Annotated in this window: 12 protein-coding genes; 8 read left to right on the forward strand and 4 right to left on the reverse strand. The window is 59.3% G+C overall.

Going from position 1 to position 20201, the window contains the following annotated elements:
* Positions 1-124 precede the first annotated feature (124 nt).
* Entirely contained in the window at positions 125-2422 is a 2298-nt protein-coding gene (locus tag BK660_RS02120; protein ID WP_123431858.1) for a fatty acid cis/trans isomerase, read from the reverse strand.
* 155 nt (positions 2423-2577) lie between these two features.
* Between BK660_RS02120 and metH the strand changes: the two genes are divergently transcribed.
* Together metH and BK660_RS02130 are read left to right on the forward strand one after the other, a co-directional pair.
* Positions 2578-6288 carry a methionine synthase gene (metH, locus tag BK660_RS02125; RefSeq protein WP_123431859.1) on the forward strand — a complete coding sequence of 1237 codons (3711 nt, stop codon included), beginning with the start codon at positions 2578-2580 and terminating at the stop codon, positions 6286-6288.
* Positions 6289-6673: 385 nt separating this feature from the next.
* Positions 6674-6892 carry a DUF2970 domain-containing protein gene (locus BK660_RS02130; RefSeq protein ID WP_123431860.1) on the forward strand — a complete coding sequence of 73 codons (219 nt, stop codon included), beginning with the start codon at positions 6674-6676 and terminating at the stop codon, positions 6890-6892.
* Here the strand turns inward: BK660_RS02130 and BK660_RS02135 are convergent.
* The gene (locus tag BK660_RS02135) at positions 6889-7962 is read right to left on the reverse strand and encodes an ABC transporter substrate-binding protein (RefSeq protein WP_123431861.1); all 1074 of its coding nucleotides are present in this window, start codon (positions 7960-7962) and stop codon (positions 6889-6891) included. The genes BK660_RS02130 and BK660_RS02135 overlap by 4 nt on opposite strands.
* Positions 7963-8481: 519 nt before the next feature.
* On the opposite strand from BK660_RS02135, the gene BK660_RS02140 reads away from it, so the two are divergent.
* Entirely contained in the window at positions 8482-10140 is a 1659-nt protein-coding gene (locus BK660_RS02140; protein ID WP_123431862.1) for a nitrite/sulfite reductase, read from the forward strand.
* On the forward strand, positions 10124-10618 hold the full coding sequence (locus tag BK660_RS02145) for a DUF934 domain-containing protein (protein WP_123431863.1): 495 nt from the start codon (positions 10124-10126) through the stop codon (positions 10616-10618). Before BK660_RS02140 ends, BK660_RS02145 begins: the two co-directional genes overlap by 17 nt.
* Positions 10619-10670: 52 nt before the next feature.
* Here the strand turns inward: BK660_RS02145 and BK660_RS02150 are convergent, their stop codons facing one another.
* Together BK660_RS02150 and sohB are read right to left on the reverse strand one after the other, a co-directional pair.
* A complete protein-coding gene (locus BK660_RS02150) occupies positions 10671-14411 on the reverse strand; it encodes a dermonecrotic toxin domain-containing protein (protein WP_123431864.1) in 3741 nt (1246 codons plus the stop codon).
* A gap of 181 nt (positions 14412-14592) precedes the next feature.
* A complete protein-coding gene (sohB, locus tag BK660_RS02155) occupies positions 14593-15615 on the reverse strand; it encodes a protease SohB (protein ID WP_123431865.1) in 1023 nt (340 codons plus the stop codon).
* A gap of 204 nt (positions 15616-15819) precedes the next feature.
* Here sohB and BK660_RS02160 point away from each other — a divergent pair, with 204 nt between their 5' ends.
* The 4 genes from BK660_RS02160 (at position 15820) to BK660_RS02180 (ending at position 20138) form a co-directional block, all read left to right on the forward strand.
* Positions 15820-16530, forward strand: coding sequence for a histidine phosphatase family protein (locus BK660_RS02160; RefSeq protein ID WP_123431866.1), 711 nt, complete (start codon positions 15820-15822; stop codon positions 16528-16530).
* A gap of 64 nt (positions 16531-16594) precedes the next feature.
* A complete protein-coding gene (locus tag BK660_RS02165; protein ID WP_123431867.1) occupies positions 16595-16909 on the forward strand; it encodes an SCP2 sterol-binding domain-containing protein in 315 nt (104 codons plus the stop codon).
* Between the two features lie 294 nt (positions 16910-17203).
* Entirely contained in the window at positions 17204-19051 is a 1848-nt protein-coding gene (locus BK660_RS02170; protein WP_185044931.1) for an amidohydrolase, read from the forward strand.
* Positions 19052-19274: 223 nt separating this feature from the next.
* On the forward strand, positions 19275-20138 hold the full coding sequence (locus BK660_RS02180) for a LysR family transcriptional regulator (protein ID WP_123431869.1): 864 nt from the start codon (positions 19275-19277) through the stop codon (positions 20136-20138).
* Positions 20139-20201 lie beyond the last annotated feature (63 nt).

Consider the following 20201-nt stretch of genomic DNA (forward strand, 5'->3'; position numbering starts at 1 on the left):
GAAAGAAACACCGATCCCCTGTGGGAGCGGGCTTGCTCGCGAAGGCGTCAGATCAATCAACATATTTGCTGAATGTGACGCCCCCTTCGCGAGCAAGCCCGCTCCCACATTGGATTGCGGGGAGTCAGAGGTTTTCGTAGCGATTCATGTCCAGCACGCCCTCTTCCATTGGATCGGTCTCGTGGACATAGCGACTCAGATCGTGGAAATAGAACCAGAATTGCCGATGACTGCGGCGAATCCCCCAGCGTTCGACGATTTTCTCGAAGCTGTCGGTGTCCTTGGCGTTTTCCATCGCTTCTACGAAGGCCGGCACTTGGTCGGCCGGAATGTTGAACATGAAGTTCGGGTAGCTGCTGAGTACCCCCGGAAAAATCGTCAACGTGTCGAGCCCCGGCTGATAACGCAACGACTCACCGACCAGGAACGCCACGTTGCTGTGCGCCCGGTTGCGCAGCAGGCTGTAGACCTCGCGTTTGCCGCCCGTCGTTTCGATGCGCAACATCGTCGCTTCCGGCAACTGGTCGATGACCCTTAGGCCAGCCGCTGGCCGCGAGGTCAGGCTGCTCAGCGCCTGTTCGGCATTCTGCAGGTCAGGGTCGATGTTCGGTCGCGAGCAATACGCGCCGTCGCAGCGGTTGATCGGATCGGGCGTGGCATTCAGATCGCCGTAACGGGCGAGCAACTGCTGGGCGAAGTCGCGCTTGGGGTCTTTCTCGTCGAGCTTGAGCGCCGTTGGTGTGTCGTCGTCGATGGCCTCGTAATCCAGCCACATCTTGAACTTGCCGCCGTCCTGGTACCAATCGTCGAGGTAGCCGTCCCGCGAATCGGCCGGCATCAGGCGCAGGAAGTTCTGCTCGGCGCCGTTTCGGATCAGGTCGAAGTACAGGCGGGTCTGGGCCTGGTGGGACACGTTGCCGAACACGTCGAAGTTAACCGCCAGCTGATAATAGGTGCGCTCCAGCAGCGGGAAGTCGAACAGCCACATCGTTTGTGGCACATCGCCGATCAGGCCCTTGTTCACCGAAGCACTGTCGAAGTGGCGGAAGATGCTCAGCAGCGCGTTGTCATTGCCCGCCCACAAGGTCGACCAACTCGGCGCAGGTGATTCTGCGTAACTGTCCCGGCGCAGTGCTTCGTACTCGTTACGTTTGTCGCGGTAGTCACGCCACAGGCTCAAGACGCTGCCGACGTCATCGTTCTGCCCCGGCATGGCCAGCAACGGCGTGGCCTGGCCGCGGTAGTTCGGGTCGATGATATAGAGGTCATGTTCCGGGGCCTGGAACAACGCCCAGAAGTTATCGCGGATCACGTCCGTAGCAATCTGGCCACGGCAGACCGGGCCACGAATAAAGGTGCGCACGAAGTATTCGGCGTTATCCAGCATGAACTGGTAGCGCGCCTGCGCCGGAATCGCCTCGAAGGTAGCGAACGGATTGGCCCGGCGTTCCGGCCCGTAGCCCGGCAAGGCGTTGACCTGCCAGTTGCCGCTATAGAACAGGCTTTTGATCCGCGCCATCTTCGCTGCACTCAGCGGATAGGTGATGTGGGTTTTCTGCACAATCACACCCTGCACCGGCCACAGGCGGTAATACACCTGAGTGCCTGGGTCGTCATTCGGGCGGCGGGTGTTGATCAGGTCAATCGGCTGGCCGGTGGGCGTACGCGAGCGCACCCACTGGAAAAAGTGCCCAGGCTCGCCGTCCTTGAAGTAGATGTGCGCCAGAAACCAGTGCTCGAACAACCAGCGCGCCACCAGGCTTTGCCGGGAACCGGGCGCGTTGAGCAGGTTTTCCCATTGCACCACCTCCAGCGCTTCTTTCGCGCTCGGCATCAGCGCCTGCTCATCGATCGGCGCTCCCGACGCCAACCAGCGTTGCAGTGTCTGGTATTGCTGATCGGTCAGGCCCGTGACCGCCAGCGGCATGCCCTCTTTGGGATGCGAACTGGCGTAGCCGTCGAATTCCGCCGGCATGGCGCACATGTTTTCCCGGTTCAGACCCAGAACGATGTCTTCCGGCAATTTGGCATTGGGTTGCAACGGGGTTTTATGGCCCAGTTCGAGCATCCGCGCCATCAACGCAGCCTGACTGCCTTGAGCGTCAAGCACCGGATAGAAGCCCTTCTGTTGCCAGGCATGCTTGCCGAACGCGTCAAAAAAAAGCCGGGTCGGGGCCGCAGCGGTACTGCGGTCGCCGTCGTAGACCGGGACTTTCGTCGCGCCACGCGCCGCCCCTTCGCCACTGCCCAGGTTGAGCTGGCAGGGAGAATCGTTGCACGCATGGCAGGCCACGCACTTTTCGGTAAAGATCGGTTGAATGTCGCGGCTGTAGGAAATCGCAGAGGAAATGGACGGACCTTGCGCAGCGGCGCCCCAGCTTAAAAGCAGCATGAAAATGCTGGTGATGACGCGATACGACATATCCCTGGTCTCAATCCTGAAAAATCGCGGCGATTCTACCGGTCAGGCACCCACACCAACATGAACGATATTCATGCAAAACCGGTTGATGCTCTAAAAGCGCACAGGTTTGCTATGATCCCGCCCCTTCGTCATGGTCTTTCCGAGTAGTCCAAATGTCCGATCGCAGTGTTCGCCTTCAAGCTCTCAAGCACGCCCTCAAAGAGCGCATCCTGATTCTCGATGGCGGCATGGGCACGATGATCCAGAGCTACAAGCTCGAAGAGCAGGATTACCGTGGAAAACGCTTTGCTGACTGGCCAAGCGATGTCAAAGGCAACAACGACCTGTTGGTGCTGACTCGCCCGGATGTGATTGGCGGTATCGAGAAAGCCTACCTGGATGCCGGCGCCGATATTCTGGAAACCAACACGTTCAACGCCACCCAGATTTCCCTGGCCGACTACGGCATGCAGGGCCTGGCGTATGAGTTAAACGTAGAAGGCGCACGCCTGGCCCGCAAGGTCGCCGACGCCAAGACCCTGGAAACCCCGGACAAGCCGCGCTTCGTCGCCGGTGTACTGGGCCCGACCAGCCGCACCTGCTCGCTGTCCCCGGACGTGAACAACCCCGGCTACCGCAACGTGACCTTTGATGAGTTGGTGGAGAACTACACCGAATCCACCAAGGGCCTGATCGAAGGCGGCGCCGACCTGATCCTGATCGAAACCATCTTCGACACCCTGAACGCCAAAGCGGCGATCTTCGCCGTACAAGGCGTGTTCGAAGAGTTGGGCATCGAGCTGCCGATCATGATCTCCGGCACCATCACCGATGCCTCCGGCCGCACCCTCTCCGGCCAGACCACCGAAGCGTTCTGGAACTCCGTGGCCCACGCCAAACCGATCTCGGTCGGCCTGAACTGCGCCCTCGGTGCCAGCGAATTGCGCCCGTACCTGGAAGAGCTGTCGAACAAGGCCGGCACTCATGTTTCCGCACACCCGAACGCCGGTTTGCCGAACGAATTCGGTGAATACGACGAACTGCCGGTGGACACCGCCAAGGTCATCGAGGAATTCGCTCAAAGCGGTTTCCTGAACATTGTCGGCGGCTGCTGCGGCACCACGCCGGGCCATATCGAAGCCATCGCCAAAGCCGTGGCCGGTTACGCGCCGCGTCAGATTCCAGAGATCCCCAAGGCCTGCCGCCTCTCAGGCCTGGAACCATTCACCATCGATCGCAGCTCGTTGTTCGTCAACGTCGGCGAACGGACCAACATCACCGGTTCGGCCAAGTTCGCCCGCCTGATCCGCGAAGACAACTACACCGAAGCCCTGGAAGTCGCCCTGCAGCAGGTCGAAGCCGGCGCCCAGGTGATCGACATCAACATGGACGAAGGGATGCTCGATTCGAAGAAGGCCATGGTGACCTTCCTCAATCTGATTGCCGGCGAGCCGGACATCTCCCGCGTCCCGATCATGATCGACTCCTCGAAATGGGAAGTGATCGAAGCCGGCCTGAAATGCATCCAGGGCAAGGGCATCGTCAACTCGATCAGCATGAAGGAAGGCGTCGAGCAGTTCATTCACCACGCCAAACTGTGCAAGCGCTATGGCGCCGCAGTGGTCGTGATGGCCTTCGACGAAGCCGGCCAGGCCGACACCGAAGCGCGCAAGAAAGAAATCTGCAAACGCTCCTACGACATTCTGGTCAACGAAGTCGGCTTCCCGCCGGAAGACATCATCTTCGACCCGAACATCTTCGCCGTGGCCACCGGCATTGAAGAACACAACAACTACGCTGTGGACTTCATCAACGCCTGCGCCTACATCCGCGACGAACTGCCGTACGCGCTGACCTCGGGTGGCGTGTCCAACGTGTCGTTCTCGTTCCGTGGCAACAACCCGGTGCGTGAGGCGATCCACTCGGTGTTCCTGCTGTATGCGATCCGCAACGGCCTGACCATGGGTATCGTCAACGCCGGCCAGCTGGAAATCTACGACCAGATCCCGCAAGAGCTGCGCGACGCCGTTGAAGACGTGGTGCTCAACCGCACTCCGCATGGCACCGACGCCCTCCTCGCCATTGCCGACAAGTACAAGGGCGACGGCAGCGTCAAGGAAGCCGAGACCGAAGAATGGCGCGGCTGGCCAGTCAACAAGCGTCTGGAGCATGCGCTGGTCAAGGGCATCACTACGCACATCGTTGAAGACACCGAAGAATCGCGTCAGTCGTTCGCGCGCCCGATCGAAGTGATCGAAGGTCCGCTGATGTCCGGCATGAACATCGTCGGCGACTTGTTCGGCGCCGGCAAAATGTTCCTGCCCCAGGTGGTGAAATCCGCCCGCGTGATGAAACAGGCCGTGGCCCACTTGATTCCGTTCATCGAACTGGAGAAAGGCGACAAGCCGGAAGCCAAGGGCAAGATCCTGATGGCAACGGTAAAAGGCGACGTGCACGACATCGGCAAGAACATCGTCGGCGTGGTGTTGGGCTGTAACGGCTACGACATCGTCGACCTCGGCGTGATGGTCCCGGCAGAAAAAATCCTGCAAGTGGCCAAGGAGCAGAAGTGCGACATCATCGGCCTGTCCGGCCTGATCACGCCTTCGCTGGACGAAATGGTCCACGTCGCCCGTGAGATGCAGCGTCAGGACTTCCACCTGCCGCTGATGATCGGTGGCGCAACCACCTCCAAAGCACACACGGCGGTGAAGATCGAACCGAAGTACAGCAACGATGCGGTGATCTACGTGACGGACGCTTCCCGCGCCGTGGGCGTGGCGACGCAGTTGCTGTCCAAGGAACTGAAACCGGCGTTTGTCGAGAAGACCCGCCTGGAATACATCGACGTTCGCGAACGCACCGCCAACCGCAGCGCGCGCACCGAACGCCTGAGCTACCCGGCCGCCATCGCCAAGAAGCCGCAGTTCGACTGGAGCACCTACGCGCCGGTCAAACCGACGTTCACCGGCTCCAGGGTGCTGGACAACATCGACCTCAAGGTGCTGGCCGAGTACATCGACTGGACGCCGTTCTTTATCTCCTGGGACCTGGCGGGCAAATTCCCGCGCATCCTCACGGACGAAGTGGTCGGCGAAGCCGCGACCTCGCTGTACGCCGATGCCCAAGAAATGCTCGCCAAGCTGATCGATGAAAAACTCATCAGTGCCCGTGCGGTGTTCGGCTTCTGGCCGGCCAACCAGGTGCGCGACGATGACATCGAAGTCTATGGCGATGACGGCAAGGCGATTGCCAAGCTGCATCACCTGCGCCAGCAGATCATCAAGACCGATGGCAAGCCGAACTTCTCCCTGGCCGACTTCGTCGCGCCGAAGGACAGTGAAGTGACCGACTACGTGGGCGGGTTCATCACCACCGCCGGCATCGGCGCCGAAGAAGTGGCCAAGGCTTATCAGGACGCTGGCGACGATTACAACTCGATCATGGTCAAGGCCCTGGCCGACCGACTGGCCGAAGCCTGCGCCGAATGGCTGCACCAACAGGTCCGTAAAGACTACTGGGGTTACGCCAAGGACGAGACGCTCGACAACGAGGCGCTGATCAAAGAGCAATACACCGGCATCCGCCCTGCTCCGGGCTACCCGGCGTGCCCGGATCACACCGAGAAGTCCACGCTGTTCAAACTGCTGGATCCGGAAGCTGAAGAGTTCAAGGCCGGCCGCAGCGGCGTGTTCCTTACCGAGCATTACGCAATGTTCCCGGCGGCGGCGGTCAGCGGCTGGTACTTCGCTCACCCGCAGGCTCAGTACTTTGCCGTGGGCAAGATCGACAAGGATCAGGTGCAAAGCTACACCTCGCGCAAAGGTCAGGAACTGAGCGTGACCGAGCGCTGGTTGGCCCCTAATCTCGGGTACGACAACTAAGCAGCCCGGTTGGCCACAAAATGTGTGGCTGGCAATAATCCCTTGTGGGAGCGGGCTTGCTCGCGAAGAGGCCGTGTCAGCCAACATTGATGTCGCTGATACACCGCTTTCGCGAGCAAGCCCGCTCCCACATTTGTAATGGGGTGGGTTCGGGAGAGAGTTGAACCAGGGCGACCAGTGCTGCGCCACTTTGGTGATGCGTGCCAGCAAATCCTACTGACAAACACATATCCCCTGTGGGAGCGGGCTTGCTCGCGAAAGCGGTGTATCAGGCGACATCAATGTCGTCTGGAAACGGCCTCTTCGCGAGCAAGCCTGCTCCCACAGTTGTTTGTGCTGGCCGTAGGGCTATGCTTACGGCTCACACACACGTGACGAGGGGTTTATGGACGATCCAGTCGACAACAAGCCGCCGAGCTTCTGGCAGATGCTGCACAGCGTCATGGCGGCGGCGTTCGGGGTGCAGAGCGGGAAGAACCGGGCCCGGGACTTCACCCACGGCAAACCGAGTCATTTCGTGATTCTGGGAATTTTGTTCACGGCAGTGTTTGCCTTGACCCTGTACGGCATCGTGCAACTGGTGCTGCATCTGGCCGGGGTTTAACGCATCAGCGTTTGCAGGCTGAACGGGTAGCGATAAGAGGTCGGCCGCCCCTTGGCCGACATCTGACGGAAATTCACGCTATATTCCGGCGAATCACCCATGGCCAGAATCCGTTTGGCAGTTGCGTTGTTCACCAGCTGCAGCAACGGGATCTGCCTGTCCCGGCCTCCATACTGGTCGAGGTCCACGCCCCGATCCAGATCGTGCAATTCCACCAATGCCCAGCCGCCCAACGTGAAGTGCCCGCCCAGCAACACGCTCAATCTGCCATCGACTTTCGCCTGCAACGCAGCGGGCGAGGTATTGACCGCGCTGAACAAAGCATCCTTGCCTGGTACGCCACCGGTTTCCGAATACGCCTGCATCGCACCAAATGCCATCTCATCATTGGCTGACCACACCAGAGAGATCTGCGGATAACGCCGGAACAACAGCTTGGCCTGCTCATAGGCGCGGTCCCGGGTCCAGCCGCTGTAGACCAATTGGCGCAAACGCACTTCGGGATGCTCGGCCAGGGCGCGCATCATCCCTTGCTCGCGCAATTGCGCGGACGGGGTGATTTTCAGGCCGGAGAATGCCAAGAGCTCGATAGGTTTGCCGGGGGTTGCCGGTGGATGCTGACGGATCAGTTCCTTGAGCATCAGGTAACCGCCCTCCTCGTCGTTGGGCACCAGGCTGCCCAATTGGTCCGGGCGCTCACCCAAGAGGCTCTGCTGGTTGGCTGTCAGCGAGGCGTTGACCATGAACAGCTTTACCCCGCTGCCCTGGGCCAGGCGCAGGATCTGCGGGGCGACATACTGTTCATTGACGAACATCAGATAGTCCGGGCGATCCGGACCTTGCAGAGCCAGACGCGCTTGCGCCACCGTGAGTTCGGGCATGCGCTGGGCGTACTGAATTCGCAGGTCAACCCCCAAATCCCGGGCGGCGGCCTGCATGAATTGCGCATAACTGACCCAGAAAGCTTCCTGAGTAGTGCCCGGGCTCAGGAACAGCACCGATTCCGCACGCGCAGCCGGTCCGTAGACCGTGCCAAGCACCAGCAGGAAGGTGTAGAAAAACTTCAACATTAACGTCCGAGCCCCGGAAATTTCGCCGCGCATTATAGCCAGCGAATTTCCGTAAAACGGCGTTTATTGCGGTTTTTGTCCGACAATCGTCGGAACCGGGCCCGGACGGGGTCGGTTATTGATGGCTGACCCAAAATACCGCAGTGCCCACGACCAGAATGATCAGGAACAGAATCGCCCAAGCATCGACCGTGCTATCAGGTTTTGTCGCTTTGGTAGGGTTGCTCATTGCATCGCCTCTTGTCGGTTTTATCGGTGATTGCATAAAGACTCGACCACAGTAAAGACGACGATTGCCCGCACCACAAATAAGGGTTTGGCAATAACGGTTCTTGTTAGGCGTTTTGGTTCTTTACATATACTCAAACATCACTTTTGCGCATAACTGCAAACTGGTATCTTGCCCCGGCTCCGTAGGGAGTGCGCGGCCGTGCGCGCAGAATTGCAGAGGCTCTTGGACTGCGGCAAGCAAAAAACGCAGCTGTATCCGAGCGACCCAAGCCTGAGAACAGGACTTATATGTACGTATACGACGAATACGATCAGCGGATCATCGAGGACCGCGTCAAGCAGTTCCGTGATCAGACCCGACGCTATCTGGCAGGCGAGCTGAGCGAAGAAGAATTCCGCCCCCTGCGCCTGCAAAACGGGCTTTATATCCAGCGTTTCGCGCCGATGTTGCGTGTGGCGGTGCCATACGGCCAACTGACTTCGCGTCAGATACGCATGATGGCCAAGATTGCCCGCGACTATGACAAGGGCTATGCCCACATCAGTACCCGGCAGAACGTGCAGTTCAACTGGCCGGCCGTGGAAGACATTCCGGACATTCTGGCTGAGCTGGCGACCGTGCAGATGCACGCGATCCAGACCAGCGGCAACTGCCTGCGCAACGTCACCACCGACCAGTTCGCCGGCGTCGCCGCCGATGAGCTGATCGATCCGCGCCCATGGTGCGAGATCGTCCGTCAGTGGACCACGTTCCACCCGGAATTCGCCTACCTGCCGCGCAAGTTCAAGATCGCGGTCAACGGTTCGACGTCTGACCGTGCCGCCATTGAAGTCCATGACATTGGCCTTGAGCCCGTGCATAACGCCGCTGGCGAATTGGGCTTCCGTGTATTGGTTGGCGGCGGCCTCGGTCGTACGCCGGTGGTGGGCGCGTTCATCAATGAATTCCTGCCGTGGCAAGACCTGTTGAGCTACCTCGACGCCATCCTGCGGGTCTACAACCGCTATGGCCGTCGCGACAACAAGTACAAGGCGCGGATCAAGATTCTGGTCAAGGCGCTGACGCCTGAAGTGTTCGCACAAAAAGTCGACGCGGAAATGGAACACCTTCGCGGTGGCCAGACCACGTTGACCGAGGCTGAACTGCATCGCGTTGCCAAGCATTTCGTCGACCCTGACTACAAGGCCCTGGACAACCAGACTGCCGAACTGGCCGAGCTCGACCAGCAGCACCCTGGTTTCGCACGCTGGCGCACGCGCAACACCCTGGCGCACAAGAAACCGGGCTATGTGGCCGTGACCCTGTCCCTGAAGCCGACCGGTGTCGCACCGGGCGACATCACCGACAAGCAACTCGACGCCGTGGCCGACCTGGCCGATCGTTACAGCTTCGGTCAACTGCGCACTTCTCACGAACAGAACATCATCCTGGCCGACGTGGAACAGTCCCGACTGTTCGCGATGTGGGGCGAATTGCGCGAGCAAGGTTTCGCCACGCCGAACATTGGCCTGTTGACCGATATCATCTGCTGCCCTGGCGGTGACTTCTGCTCGCTGGCCAACGCCAAGTCGATCCCGATTGCCGAATCGATCCAGCGTCGCTTCGACGACCTGGATTACCTGTTCGACATCGGTGAACTGGACCTGAACATCTCCGGTTGCATGAACGCCTGTGGTCACCACCACGTTGGCCACATCGGCATCCTCGGGGTGGACAAAAAAGGCGAAGAGTTCTACCAGGTGTCCCTCGGCGGCAGTGCCAGCCGTGACGCCAGCCTGGGTAAAATCCTTGGCCCGTCCTTTGCCCAGGAAGCCATGCCTGACGTGATCGAAAAGCTGATCGACGTGTACATCGAACAACGTACCGAAGACGAGCGTTTCATCGACACCTACCAGCGTATTGGCATCGACCTCTTCAAGGAACGCGTCTATGCAGCGAATCATTAAGAACAACGAGGTCGTCGACGAAACCTGGCACTTGCTGCCCAAGGATTTCAACATCGACGAGATCAGCAACTGCGATGACCTGATTGTCCCGCTGACGCTGTGGCGCGAACACAGCCGTATGCTCAAGGCCCGCGATGGCGGTCTTGGCGTGTGGCTGGATGCCGATGAAGAAGCCGAAGAAATCGGTGATGACGTGGAAAATTTCCAGGTGATTGCCCTGAACTTCCCGGCCTTCACTGACGGGCGCAACTACTCCAATGCGCGTCTGCTGCGAGACCGTTACGGCTTCAAAGGCGAACTGCGGGCGATCGGCGATGTGCTGCGCGACCAGCTGTTCTACATGCACCGCTGCGGGTTCGATGCATTTGCGATTCGCGCCGATAAAGACCCGTATGAAGCCCTTGAAGGTCTCAAGGACTTCTCGGTGACCTATCAGGCCGCCACCGACGAACCGCTGCCGCTGTTCCGTCGCCGCTGATGGTCAAACCTTGAACCCCTTTCGGGGTTCAAGGCTCCCCTCCTGCTTCACGTTAAAGACTGGCCCGCTCCTCCAACGCCCTGAAAGCCGCCATCGGATGATCAAAGCGCCCGCTGCTGCGACTTAATTGATCCCACATTTCCTCAGACGCATCGGCCTCGTTCAACAATCGCCAGACTCTCGTCTGCAGCGACACGTAACAGACCCGAAAGTCAGCTGTCAGACTCAGCCTGTCCATGACGGCTAAAAATCGTGTGCCGGAAGGCTTGTCTGCCAGTCGCTGCCAAAGCGCCGTTCGGGACTGTTGCAACGCTTCGTCGCAGTCTCGCAGCCATACCATCGGCGTGCCATAGCCGGCGCCGGGTACGCTGAGCCATAAATTGACGCCCGTTTCCTCTCGATGGCTGACTAATCGGCGCAGCGTGTCTTCATCTGTCAGCGGATTTCGCAAGAGCAATACATAATCATCTTCGACAGCCTGGTTGATGACCGCTGGCGGTACCCGGGTGATCTGGTTATCACGTAAATCCAGCGACGTCAGATAGGGCTCCTCCCTGATACCGATCGGGCATCGGGTGATTTGAGTATTTCTGAGGTTGAGCTGACGCAGATCGTTCATGCCCATCACCAACGGCGGCACGCCCAAGGGGTTGTCGCTCAAGTCCAACGTTTGCAGACGGGTCAGGTCACGCAGTTGTGAAGCGGCACTGTCAGTAAATACCAGCTGTGTTGCTTGCAGGTGTAGTGAGCGAAGGCGCGTCAATCGACCCATCGCCGGAGGCAGGGAATGACCCGTGTCGCCTGCCACGAAAAAATGACGCAAGTCCACATTATCCAGATTCAAAATCTCGAGGTTAGGGAAGCTCTCGAGAAATCCGTTCAGACTGTCTTGTTCGGTCAGGTGGAAGCCCTTCATCAACAACTCGGTCACGTCGTCGAACCTCACGTTCAACGCCGGTAGTCGGTGGTAGTTTTCGAAGTTCATATCCAGCGTGGTGCTCGGCCCCGTTCCCCGCTGTTGCCAAATGGCAGTCAGTTCCTGCGCAAGCTCGGTCCTGAGCGTACGCTCGTCCGCCATCTCTTCCATCAGAAGCTGGACGTTATAGGTCGCAACTTGTGCCGGGGTCAAACCCTGCGCCGCCTCATCGCCAAACGCCAGAAACCCAAGCTCCATGTCATGGACATCTTCGGCAGCCTGATCTACCCAACTGCTCAGGTCGGTGTTGAGTTGCTGTAATTGCAGCTTCAACCCATCGATGTAAGCCTGTGTATTGTTGCCCGCGCGCTGCAGTGCCTCATCTGCCCGGGTATCGGTGAAGTCGGGATAAATTTCCTTAATCTGTAACCTCATCATCTCGTGGGTCATGGCTGCGCCCTGCGGCGTCGAGGGATAACCTCCGCCACGCAAGCCCCGAGGTTCAAACGTCAGCCCGCTGTCCATCCTTTGTAACCCGAGCAGGGTTTGCGAGCGAGGCAGTGCCACCGCGGCAACCTTGCGTCGCAATTCATTGGCAGAATCATCGGATATCAGGTGTAACGCCGAACGTTCATCAACTGACAGAATCCCGAGGACGGCTTCGTAGAAGTCCGATTGCATGCCTTGTCGCTGATAGCGATTCCCCACCCTGATGATGCTTCGACAGTGAGCGGCATCAAGCGGACCACTGCGGTCCAGTACCCGGCCAGCAGGTGAACGGTCAAGAATGTCTATTCGAAGATCTTTGGGCCATCCCGGTAGATGCGCCAGTGAGTGCAGGGCCAGCGTGTCTGTCTCGGGGTTGTCGATAGAGCCAAGGTAAAAGCCTTCGTAGGCACGATTGAGACGGACATGCTGCTGATATTGCCGGGCCTTGCTGTCCAGGCGCTTGAACACTTGCTTGACCTCGCTGACGTCGGGCGTCGCGTGAATGTCTACGCCGTAGCGGTCGAGCATCTGCTCAATGGCGCTTTTGGGAAGCCCCGGATACTGACGCTGAAACAGCCGGACCCACTTATGCGTCGATTGCTGTAAAGCGGCATAACGACCGTTGAACAACCCGGCTTTCCCCGACCCGCCCAGTTCCTGATCGAGCTTGAAGCGACTGATCGTGTCAGCCAGCAACGGTGTCGGTGGCCGGCCGGCGTTCATCAACCGCAGCATATCGTCGTCGACAGCGCTGACCTTGGCGATCTGCGCCAGGACTTCATCGCCGAATGACGCGACCGAGGGGCCGATGCCGCGGATCAACTCCAGCCGCGATAGGCTGGCAGGCGCTGCCACGCTATCCTCCGCTGGCGTTACGAGGGTGACGTGCTCACTGGGTGTGAGTGCCTCGGCCTCAGCCTTTCCAACGCTAACGTTCGCCGCTGCGCCGGCCAGCGGCAGCGCATTGAGCAGGCCAAACACCGTACGCGTTACGCCCTCTTTGCGTTGGCTCGACGTCTCACCGTTCACAGCCTGATCCAGACCGTAACCAGCGTCGATGAGCCCGGCCAGTGCCAATACCCCCTCTCCTCCCGGCACAAACAAGGCCAGCGGACCAAAACGGTTTATCCACTGCACGACCGGCTCAACAACGGCGCTCAAATTATCGCGATTGACTTGTGCATCGTCCCGGATGGTTTTGACGCTCTCCCAGGCCGCCTGCTTCATAGTCAAAACCAACTGCGCAAACGGGTCGGTCGCGGGGGGCTGATCATCGAAGCCGATGTACTCGGCGGGGTCCCAATAGCCATCATTGTTGAAAAAACCGGCATTGTTCGTCAGCCAATGCTTTCGGGGGTAATTCGCCATGCCATCCAGCGCCGTCAGCACACCGGCGTGGAACGTGCCGTCCTGTCGATCATCTTCGATAAAGTGAGAAGCCAGGGCCTGCTTCGTGGCGCTGGCGTTGCTCTGTTTCACCACCCATTGGTGCAACTGCGAAACGTCGGCGAAGTCGTGCAGCGGTGAAGAATTGCCCGGGATGTACATCAATACCCGAGGGCTGGTGGCCACACGAAAGATCCAGATGTCGGTCGCGGTGTAGCGATACAGCCTTAAACGGCTTGCCGTGACCATGGGCGGAATACGGGTGGATGCTTGCAGCGATTCGGTGGACAGCGTTTCCCATGCCTGATCCAGCGGCAAACCTGCAGCCTGCATCGCGAGCTTCCGCCCCTCTTCACTCAAGCGTTGCTCCTGTCGCTGCAACCAGGCGCTCATGACAAATGCCGCTTTGACCGACGTCCTCAACCCATAGGCTTGCGGTGCCATGAGCGCCGCGTCAGTCGGCCAGGCCTGATCGAGATAAGTCTTGTACAAACCCTGCAAATCCATTTCCCAGACCCATTTCTTGAAGTCTGCGGGTTTTAAGGTGATCTGTGTCGACGGCCCATAGGCCTGTGGGATCGTTTGGCGATAAATGCCCTCATAGGTTTGGTGATTGCCGCTGCCGTGGTCAGCAAATTCGTCGACATGCTGCACGATTCGAACGCAAGGGCCGATGTCCGGCGGTGTGTACAGGCCAAACGCGGTTTCTGCGAAACGTCCGTCGCCCACGGTCTGATAATTGGAAAGCAGCGCTTGCAGCAGCGATTGCGAGCTCGCCACTTGTCCTTGATGAATGCCGTCCCTTGCAGGATGGCCCTTGTAGTCGTAATCGAGCGTGACCAGAGAGGCAGACTGCGGATCGATATCCGCCCCCCACTTTTCCTTGATCAAACGGGCACCAAATTGCCCAGGGGTTTGTGGCAGGGCGATGTTCACGGCGGCGTTGAGTTCGTCGCGCATTCGTAGCGGACGGGCGACATTGTCAGGATTGAGATCGGTCATGTGCATTCCATTGCGAACATTTGGAACATCACCCTAACCAACCGCTATTCAATCGAATGCAGGACAACGACGACGGCCGACTTAGGAGATTTCGCCATTTCAGGAAGGAAGGCGGACAGAGTCCAAGCAAAAAAAAACCGGGACATGAGCCCGGTTTTTTTAACACGCTATGCGCTGACGATTACCAGAAGCGTTGCTGAGTCAACCGGCTCCACCAGCTCAGCAAGACGCGATCGACCGACCCACTGGCCGCCATGCCGATGCGCTCTTGCAGGCTTTTACGTTCGGCGTAATGCAAGTGGTACAGCTCGGACTTCTTCGCTCGTTCAGCGAGGTATTCGTCGCTGGTCTTGAGTTCGTCCACCAGTTGCTTGTCCAGCGCGGCGATGCCGAGCCAGATTTCACCGGTCGCGACCTCGTCGATGGCCAGTTGCGGGCGATAACGCGCGACGAAGTTCTTGAACAGCTGGTGAGTAATGTCCAGGTCTTCCTGGAACTTCTCACGGCCTTTCTCGGTGTTTTCGCCAAACACGGTCAGGGTGCGTTTGTACTCACCGGCGGTCAGCACTTCGAAATCGATGTCGTGCTTTTTCAGCAAGCGATTGACGTTGGGCAACTGCGCCACCACACCGATCGAGCCGAGAATCGCGAACGGTGCGCTGATGATCTTCTCGCCGATGCACGCCATCATGTAGCCGCCGCTGGCCGCGACCTTGTCGATGCAGATGGTCAACGGCACGCCCGCATTGCGGATCCGCGCCAGTTGCGAGGACGCCAGGCCGTAGCTGTGAACCATGCCGCCGCCGCTTTCCAGGCGCAGCACCACTTCATCCTTGGGCGTGGCAAGCGTCAGCAGCGCGGTGATCTCGTGACGCAGGTTCTCGGTGGCAGACGCCTTGATGTCGCCGTCGAAATCCAGCACGAACACGCGTTGCCTGGCCTCGGGGGTTTTCTTTTGCTTTTTCTCGGATTTAGCCTGGGACTTGCGCAAGGCCTTGAGCTGATCCTTGTCAAGCAAGGTTTGCTCCAGGCGTTCACGCAGCCCTTTGTAGAAATCATTGAGCTTGCTGACCTGCAACTGGCCGGCCGCCTTGCGTCGACCTTTGCTGCGCAACGCCGCAAAACTGGCCAGGACCACCAGAATGGCGATCACCAGTGTCACGGTCTTGGCCAAAAAGCTGGCGTACTCGGTGAGAAACTCCACATTGACTCCTTCATGACATTGCGCGACTTAAAACACGCGCGGGATGTGTTCAGCATACCCATGCGCCAGCTCGACGACCAGCCGTGAAACCTCTGGCAACAGGCCTGTAACGGCCATTTCAAACAAGCGTATGTTTTTTCATTGACAGCTCAGCGCCATCCTCATAACCTCGCCAAACCTTCAACGTACCGGGATGACGCGGACGTGGGCAGTATCTATTTGATTCGACATGGCCAGGCCTCCTTTGGTGCAGACGACTATGACGTCCTGTCGCCGACCGGTATTCGCCAGGCAGAAATCCTCGGCCAACACCTGGCCGAGCTGGGTATCAGCTTCGATCGCTGCCTCTCGGGCGACCTGCGCCGTCAGCAACATACCGCCAACAGCGCGCTGGAACAGTATGCCGCCGTAGGCCTGCCGGTGCCGACCCTGGAAATCGATTCCGCCTTCAATGAGTTCGACGCCGACGCGGTAATCCGCGCGCTGCTGCCGGCCATGCTGGAAGACGAACCCGAGGCCCTCGACATCCTGCGCAACGCCGCGCAAAACCGCGCCGAATTCCAGCGCATCTTTGCCTTGATCATCGAACGCTGGCTCACCGGATCCTATGACACACCGGGCCTGGAAAGCTGGCTGGGCTTTGTCGAGCGCGTGCAGGGTGGCCTGCAACGAATCCTGGAAAGCGCCGACAGCACCCAGAAAATCGCCGTGTTTACCTCCGGCGGCACCATTACTGCCCTGCTCCACCTCATTACACAAATGCCTGCCCGGCAGGCATTCGAACTGAACTGGCAAATCGTCAACACCTCGCTCAACCACTTGAAGTTTCGTGGTCGCGAGGTGGCGCTGGCTTCCTTCAACAGTCATGCACACCTGCAACTGTTGAAGGCCCCGGAACTCATCACGTTTCGCTGAGTCCGGATTATTGTGACCCTGGCTGTAATCACCCAGCTCTAATTACCCAAGAAAGGATCGAACCATGACCTCCGTAGCTGATGCCGTACAAGCAATGAAAGCCAAGTTCAACCCAGCCGCTGCTGCCGGTCTGGACCTGGTCTTCGGTTTCCGCATCGACGAAGAAAAGAACTTCTCGCTGATCGTCAAAGACAGCACCTGCGAACTGCAAGAAGGCGTGAACCCTGACGCCCAGGTCACCCTGGTGATGGACGGCGAAACCCTGGAAGGCATCGTTGACGGTTCGACCGACGGCATGCAAGCGTTCATGGGCGGCAAACTGCGCGCCGAAGGCGACATGATGCTGGCGATGAAACTGTCCGAGCTGTTCCCGAGCTAAGACGACGGCTCCCGGTCTTCGGGAGCCTGTCTGACTATCAACGAATCCCGCCCCTTGTGGCGGGATTCGTCGTTTTCCGCCTCCGGAAAACGGCCCCCTGCGGATTCACCGTCTATATTCCTTCTGGCCGCCTGCGTCAGACATCGGCTGTTTGCCCCCGACCCCATTGCGCGGAGCACGGCCATGAGCCCACCTGACGACCCTGACGGTTTTAATCGCCGACGTGTACTGCAAGGCCTTTCGGCAGGTGCTGTCGGTGCCTGGATCAGCCCGCTTTTCGCAGGGAGTAAAACCATGCCCGATACCCCCGCCGACCTCATCCTGTACAACGGACGCCTGCACACCGTTGACCGCAAGAAACCCCAGGCCAGCGCCGTAGCGATCAAGGACGGACGCTTTGTGGTGGTCGGCAGCGATGCCCAGGCCATGGCCTTGCAAGGCCCGGGTACGCAGATCATCGACCTGCACGGTCGCACGGTGATTCCCGGCCTCAACGACTCGCACCTGCACCTGATCCGCGGTGGCCTCAATTACAACCTCGAACTGCGCTGGGAAGGCGTGCCGTCACTGGTCGATGCCTTGCGCATGCTCAAGGACCAGGCCGATCGCACGCCCACGCCACAATGGGTGCGGGTGGTCGGTGGCTGGAACGAATTCCAGTTTGCCGAGAAGCGTCTGCCAACGATTGATGAACTGAACAAGGCCGCACCGGACACTCCGGTGTTTGTCCTGCACCTCTACGACCGCGCCCTGCTCAATCGCGCCGCCCTGAAAGTGGTCGGTTACACCCGCGACACGCCGAACCCGCCGGGTGGTGAAATCCAGCGCGACGCCAACGGCGACCCGACCGGCATGCTGATCGCCCGACCCAACGCGATGATCCTGTATTCGACCCTGGCCAAGGGGCCAAAACTGCCGCTGGAATACCAGGTCAACTCGACCCGCCAGTTCATGCGCGAGCTCAATCGCCTGGGCATCACCAGCGCCATCGATGCCGGCGGCGGTTATCAGAACTACCCGGACGACTATCAGGTCATTCAGCAACTGGCCAAAGACCAACAACTCACCGTGCGCATCGCCTACAACCTGTTCACCCAGAAACCCAAGGAAGAACTGAGCGACTTCAAGAACTGGACCAGCACTTCACACTACGGCCAGGGTGACGATTTCCTGCGGCATAACGGTGCCGGGGAAATGCTGGTGTTCTCAGCAGCGGATTTCGAAGACTTCCTCGAACCGCGCCCGGACCTGCCGCAAACCATGGAGCAGGAACTGGAACCGGTGGTTCGGCATCTGGTGGAGCAACGCTGGCCGTTTCGCTTGCACGCGACGTATAACGAATCCATCAGCCGCATGCTCGACGTGTTCGAGAAGGTCAATCGCGACATTCCGTTCAACGGTCTTCCGTGGTTTTTCGACCACGCCGAAACGATCACGCCGCAAAACATCGAACGGGTCAAAGCCTTGGGCGGCGGCATTGCGATTCAGGACCGGATGGCGTTTCAGGGCGAGTATTTCGTCGACCGATACGGTGCCAAAGCCGCCGAACACACCCCGCCCATCGCTCGTATGCTCGCCGAAGGCCTTCCGGTCGGCGCCGGCACCGATGCCACCCGCGTTTCCAGCTACAACCCCTGGACGTCGATGTATTGGCTGGTCAGTGGCCGCACGGTCGGTGGCCTGGAGCTGTACCCGCAAGGCCTGAGCCGCGACACGGCGCTGGAACTGTTCACCCATGGCAGTGCCTGGTTCTCTTCCGAGCAGGGCAAGAAAGGCATGATCAAAGTCGGGCAACTGGCTGACTTGATTGCACTGTCGGCGGACTACTTCCACATCGAGGATGAAGCGATCAAATGGATCGAGTCGGTGCTGACCATTGTCGACGGCAAGATTGTCCACGGCACCCACGAGTTCGAAAAACTCGGGCCGCCGCCGATCCCTGTGGTGCCGGAATGGTCGCCGGTGACCAAGGTGCCGGGGCACTGGAAACATCTGACGCCGATGACCGCGCAGGTTCACCAATGCGCCGGTGCCTGCGCGGTGCATGCCCACAGCCATGAGCGGGCGCGGATGTCGTCAGCGCCCGTCAGTGACTTTCAGGGATTCTGGGGCGCGTTTGGTTGTTCGTGTTTTGCGTTTTGAACAACGATTCTGCAAACACCGACACTCCAATGTGGGAGCGGGCTTGCTCGCGAAGGCGTAGTGTCAGTCGACATCAATGTTGAATGGTACGACGCCTTCGCGAGCAAGCCCGCTCCCACATTGAGTCTGCGTTGGGCTGGAAATGGTTGCAGTGTAGTGCGCACACCTCGCCACCGGGTGGGAGTGCTCCTACAATGCTCGCACTTCCCGCACCGGCCGCCCCATGGACATCGACCTCGCCCGCACCTTTCTGGAAATCGTTCGCCACGGCAGCCTCGCCGCCGCAGCTGAAAAGCTCCACGTCACCCAGACCGCGATCACCGCGCGCGTGCAGAAGCTTGAAAGCCAGCTCGGCAGCACGCTGTTCGTGCGCAACCGTGCCGGCGCGCGCCTGACGTCCAATGGCGAGGCCTTTGTGGTGTACGCCAATCAACTGGTCGAGACCTGGGAAGCGGCGCGTCGGGATTTGCCGTTGCCTGAGGGTTACCGCGATGTGCTGCACATCGGTGGCGAGGTCAGCCTGTGCAACCCATTAATGCTCAGTTGGGCCGGTGAGTTGCGCGAGAAGATTCCCAGCCACGCCTTGCGCATGGAAATCCGCGACGGCGAAAACCTCTTGCGGCAACTGGAACTGGGCGTACTCGATGCCGCGCTGGTCTATCAGCCGGAGTACTGGCCGCGCTTGCAGGTCGAGCAGGTACTGGAAGAAAAACTGGTGCAGGTGCGCCTCGCCGGCAAACCCGATCCTTACGTGTACATCGACTGGGGTCCGGACTTCCGACGCCAACACGATGCAGCCCTGCCGGAAAAAGCCAAAGCCCCGCTGAGCTTCAACCTTGGCCCACTGGCTTTGCAGTACATCCTCGAAAATGGCGGCAGCGGCTATTTCCGCACCCGCGTGGTCCGCAGTTACCTGGAAAGCGGTGTACTGGAAGCCGTACCCAAAGCCCCGGAGTTCAGTTACCCGACCTACCTGGTGTATTCGCGTGATCGTGACTCGGCGACCCTGCAACAGGCTTTCGATTTGCTGCGTGAATTGATCCGGTCCGATGAAGACTGGTCGCAGCGCTGGAATCCGCTGACCTGAGCACACCGGATCATGGCGTTTGTGTCCTCTAAGTAGCGCCAGCCTTTGCAGGGAGATCAGCTA

The organism is Pseudomonas brassicacearum, assembly GCF_003732265.1.
Taxonomy (GTDB): domain Bacteria; phylum Pseudomonadota; class Gammaproteobacteria; order Pseudomonadales; family Pseudomonadaceae; genus Aquipseudomonas; species Aquipseudomonas brassicacearum_D.

Bases quoted from the DNA above. Each gene is read 5' to 3' on its own strand.
- BK660_RS02120 (WP_123431858.1), bottom strand. From the start codon at position 2,422: ATGTCGTATCGCGTCATCACCAGCATTTTCATGCTGCTTTTAAGCTGG.
- metH (WP_123431859.1), top strand. From the start codon at position 2,578: ATGTCCGATCGCAGTGTTCGCCTTCAAGCTCTCAAGCACGCCCTCAAA.
- BK660_RS02130 (WP_123431860.1), top strand. From the start codon at position 6,674: ATGGACGATCCAGTCGACAACAAGCCGCCGAGCTTCTGGCAGATGCTG.
- BK660_RS02135 (WP_123431861.1), bottom strand. From the start codon at position 7,962: ATGTTGAAGTTTTTCTACACCTTCCTGCTGGTGCTTGGCACGGTCTAC.
- BK660_RS02140 (WP_123431862.1), top strand. From the start codon at position 8,482: ATGTACGTATACGACGAATACGATCAGCGGATCATCGAGGACCGCGTC.
- BK660_RS02145 (WP_123431863.1), top strand. From the start codon at position 10,124: ATGCAGCGAATCATTAAGAACAACGAGGTCGTCGACGAAACCTGGCAC.
- BK660_RS02150 (WP_123431864.1), bottom strand. From the start codon at position 14,411: ATGACCGATCTCAATCCTGACAATGTCGCCCGTCCGCTACGAATGCGC.
- BK660_RS02165 (WP_123431867.1), top strand. From the start codon at position 16,595: ATGACCTCCGTAGCTGATGCCGTACAAGCAATGAAAGCCAAGTTCAAC.
- BK660_RS02170 (WP_185044931.1), top strand. From the start codon at position 17,204: ATGCCCGATACCCCCGCCGACCTCATCCTGTACAACGGACGCCTGCAC.
- BK660_RS02180 (WP_123431869.1), top strand. From the start codon at position 19,275: ATGGACATCGACCTCGCCCGCACCTTTCTGGAAATCGTTCGCCACGGC.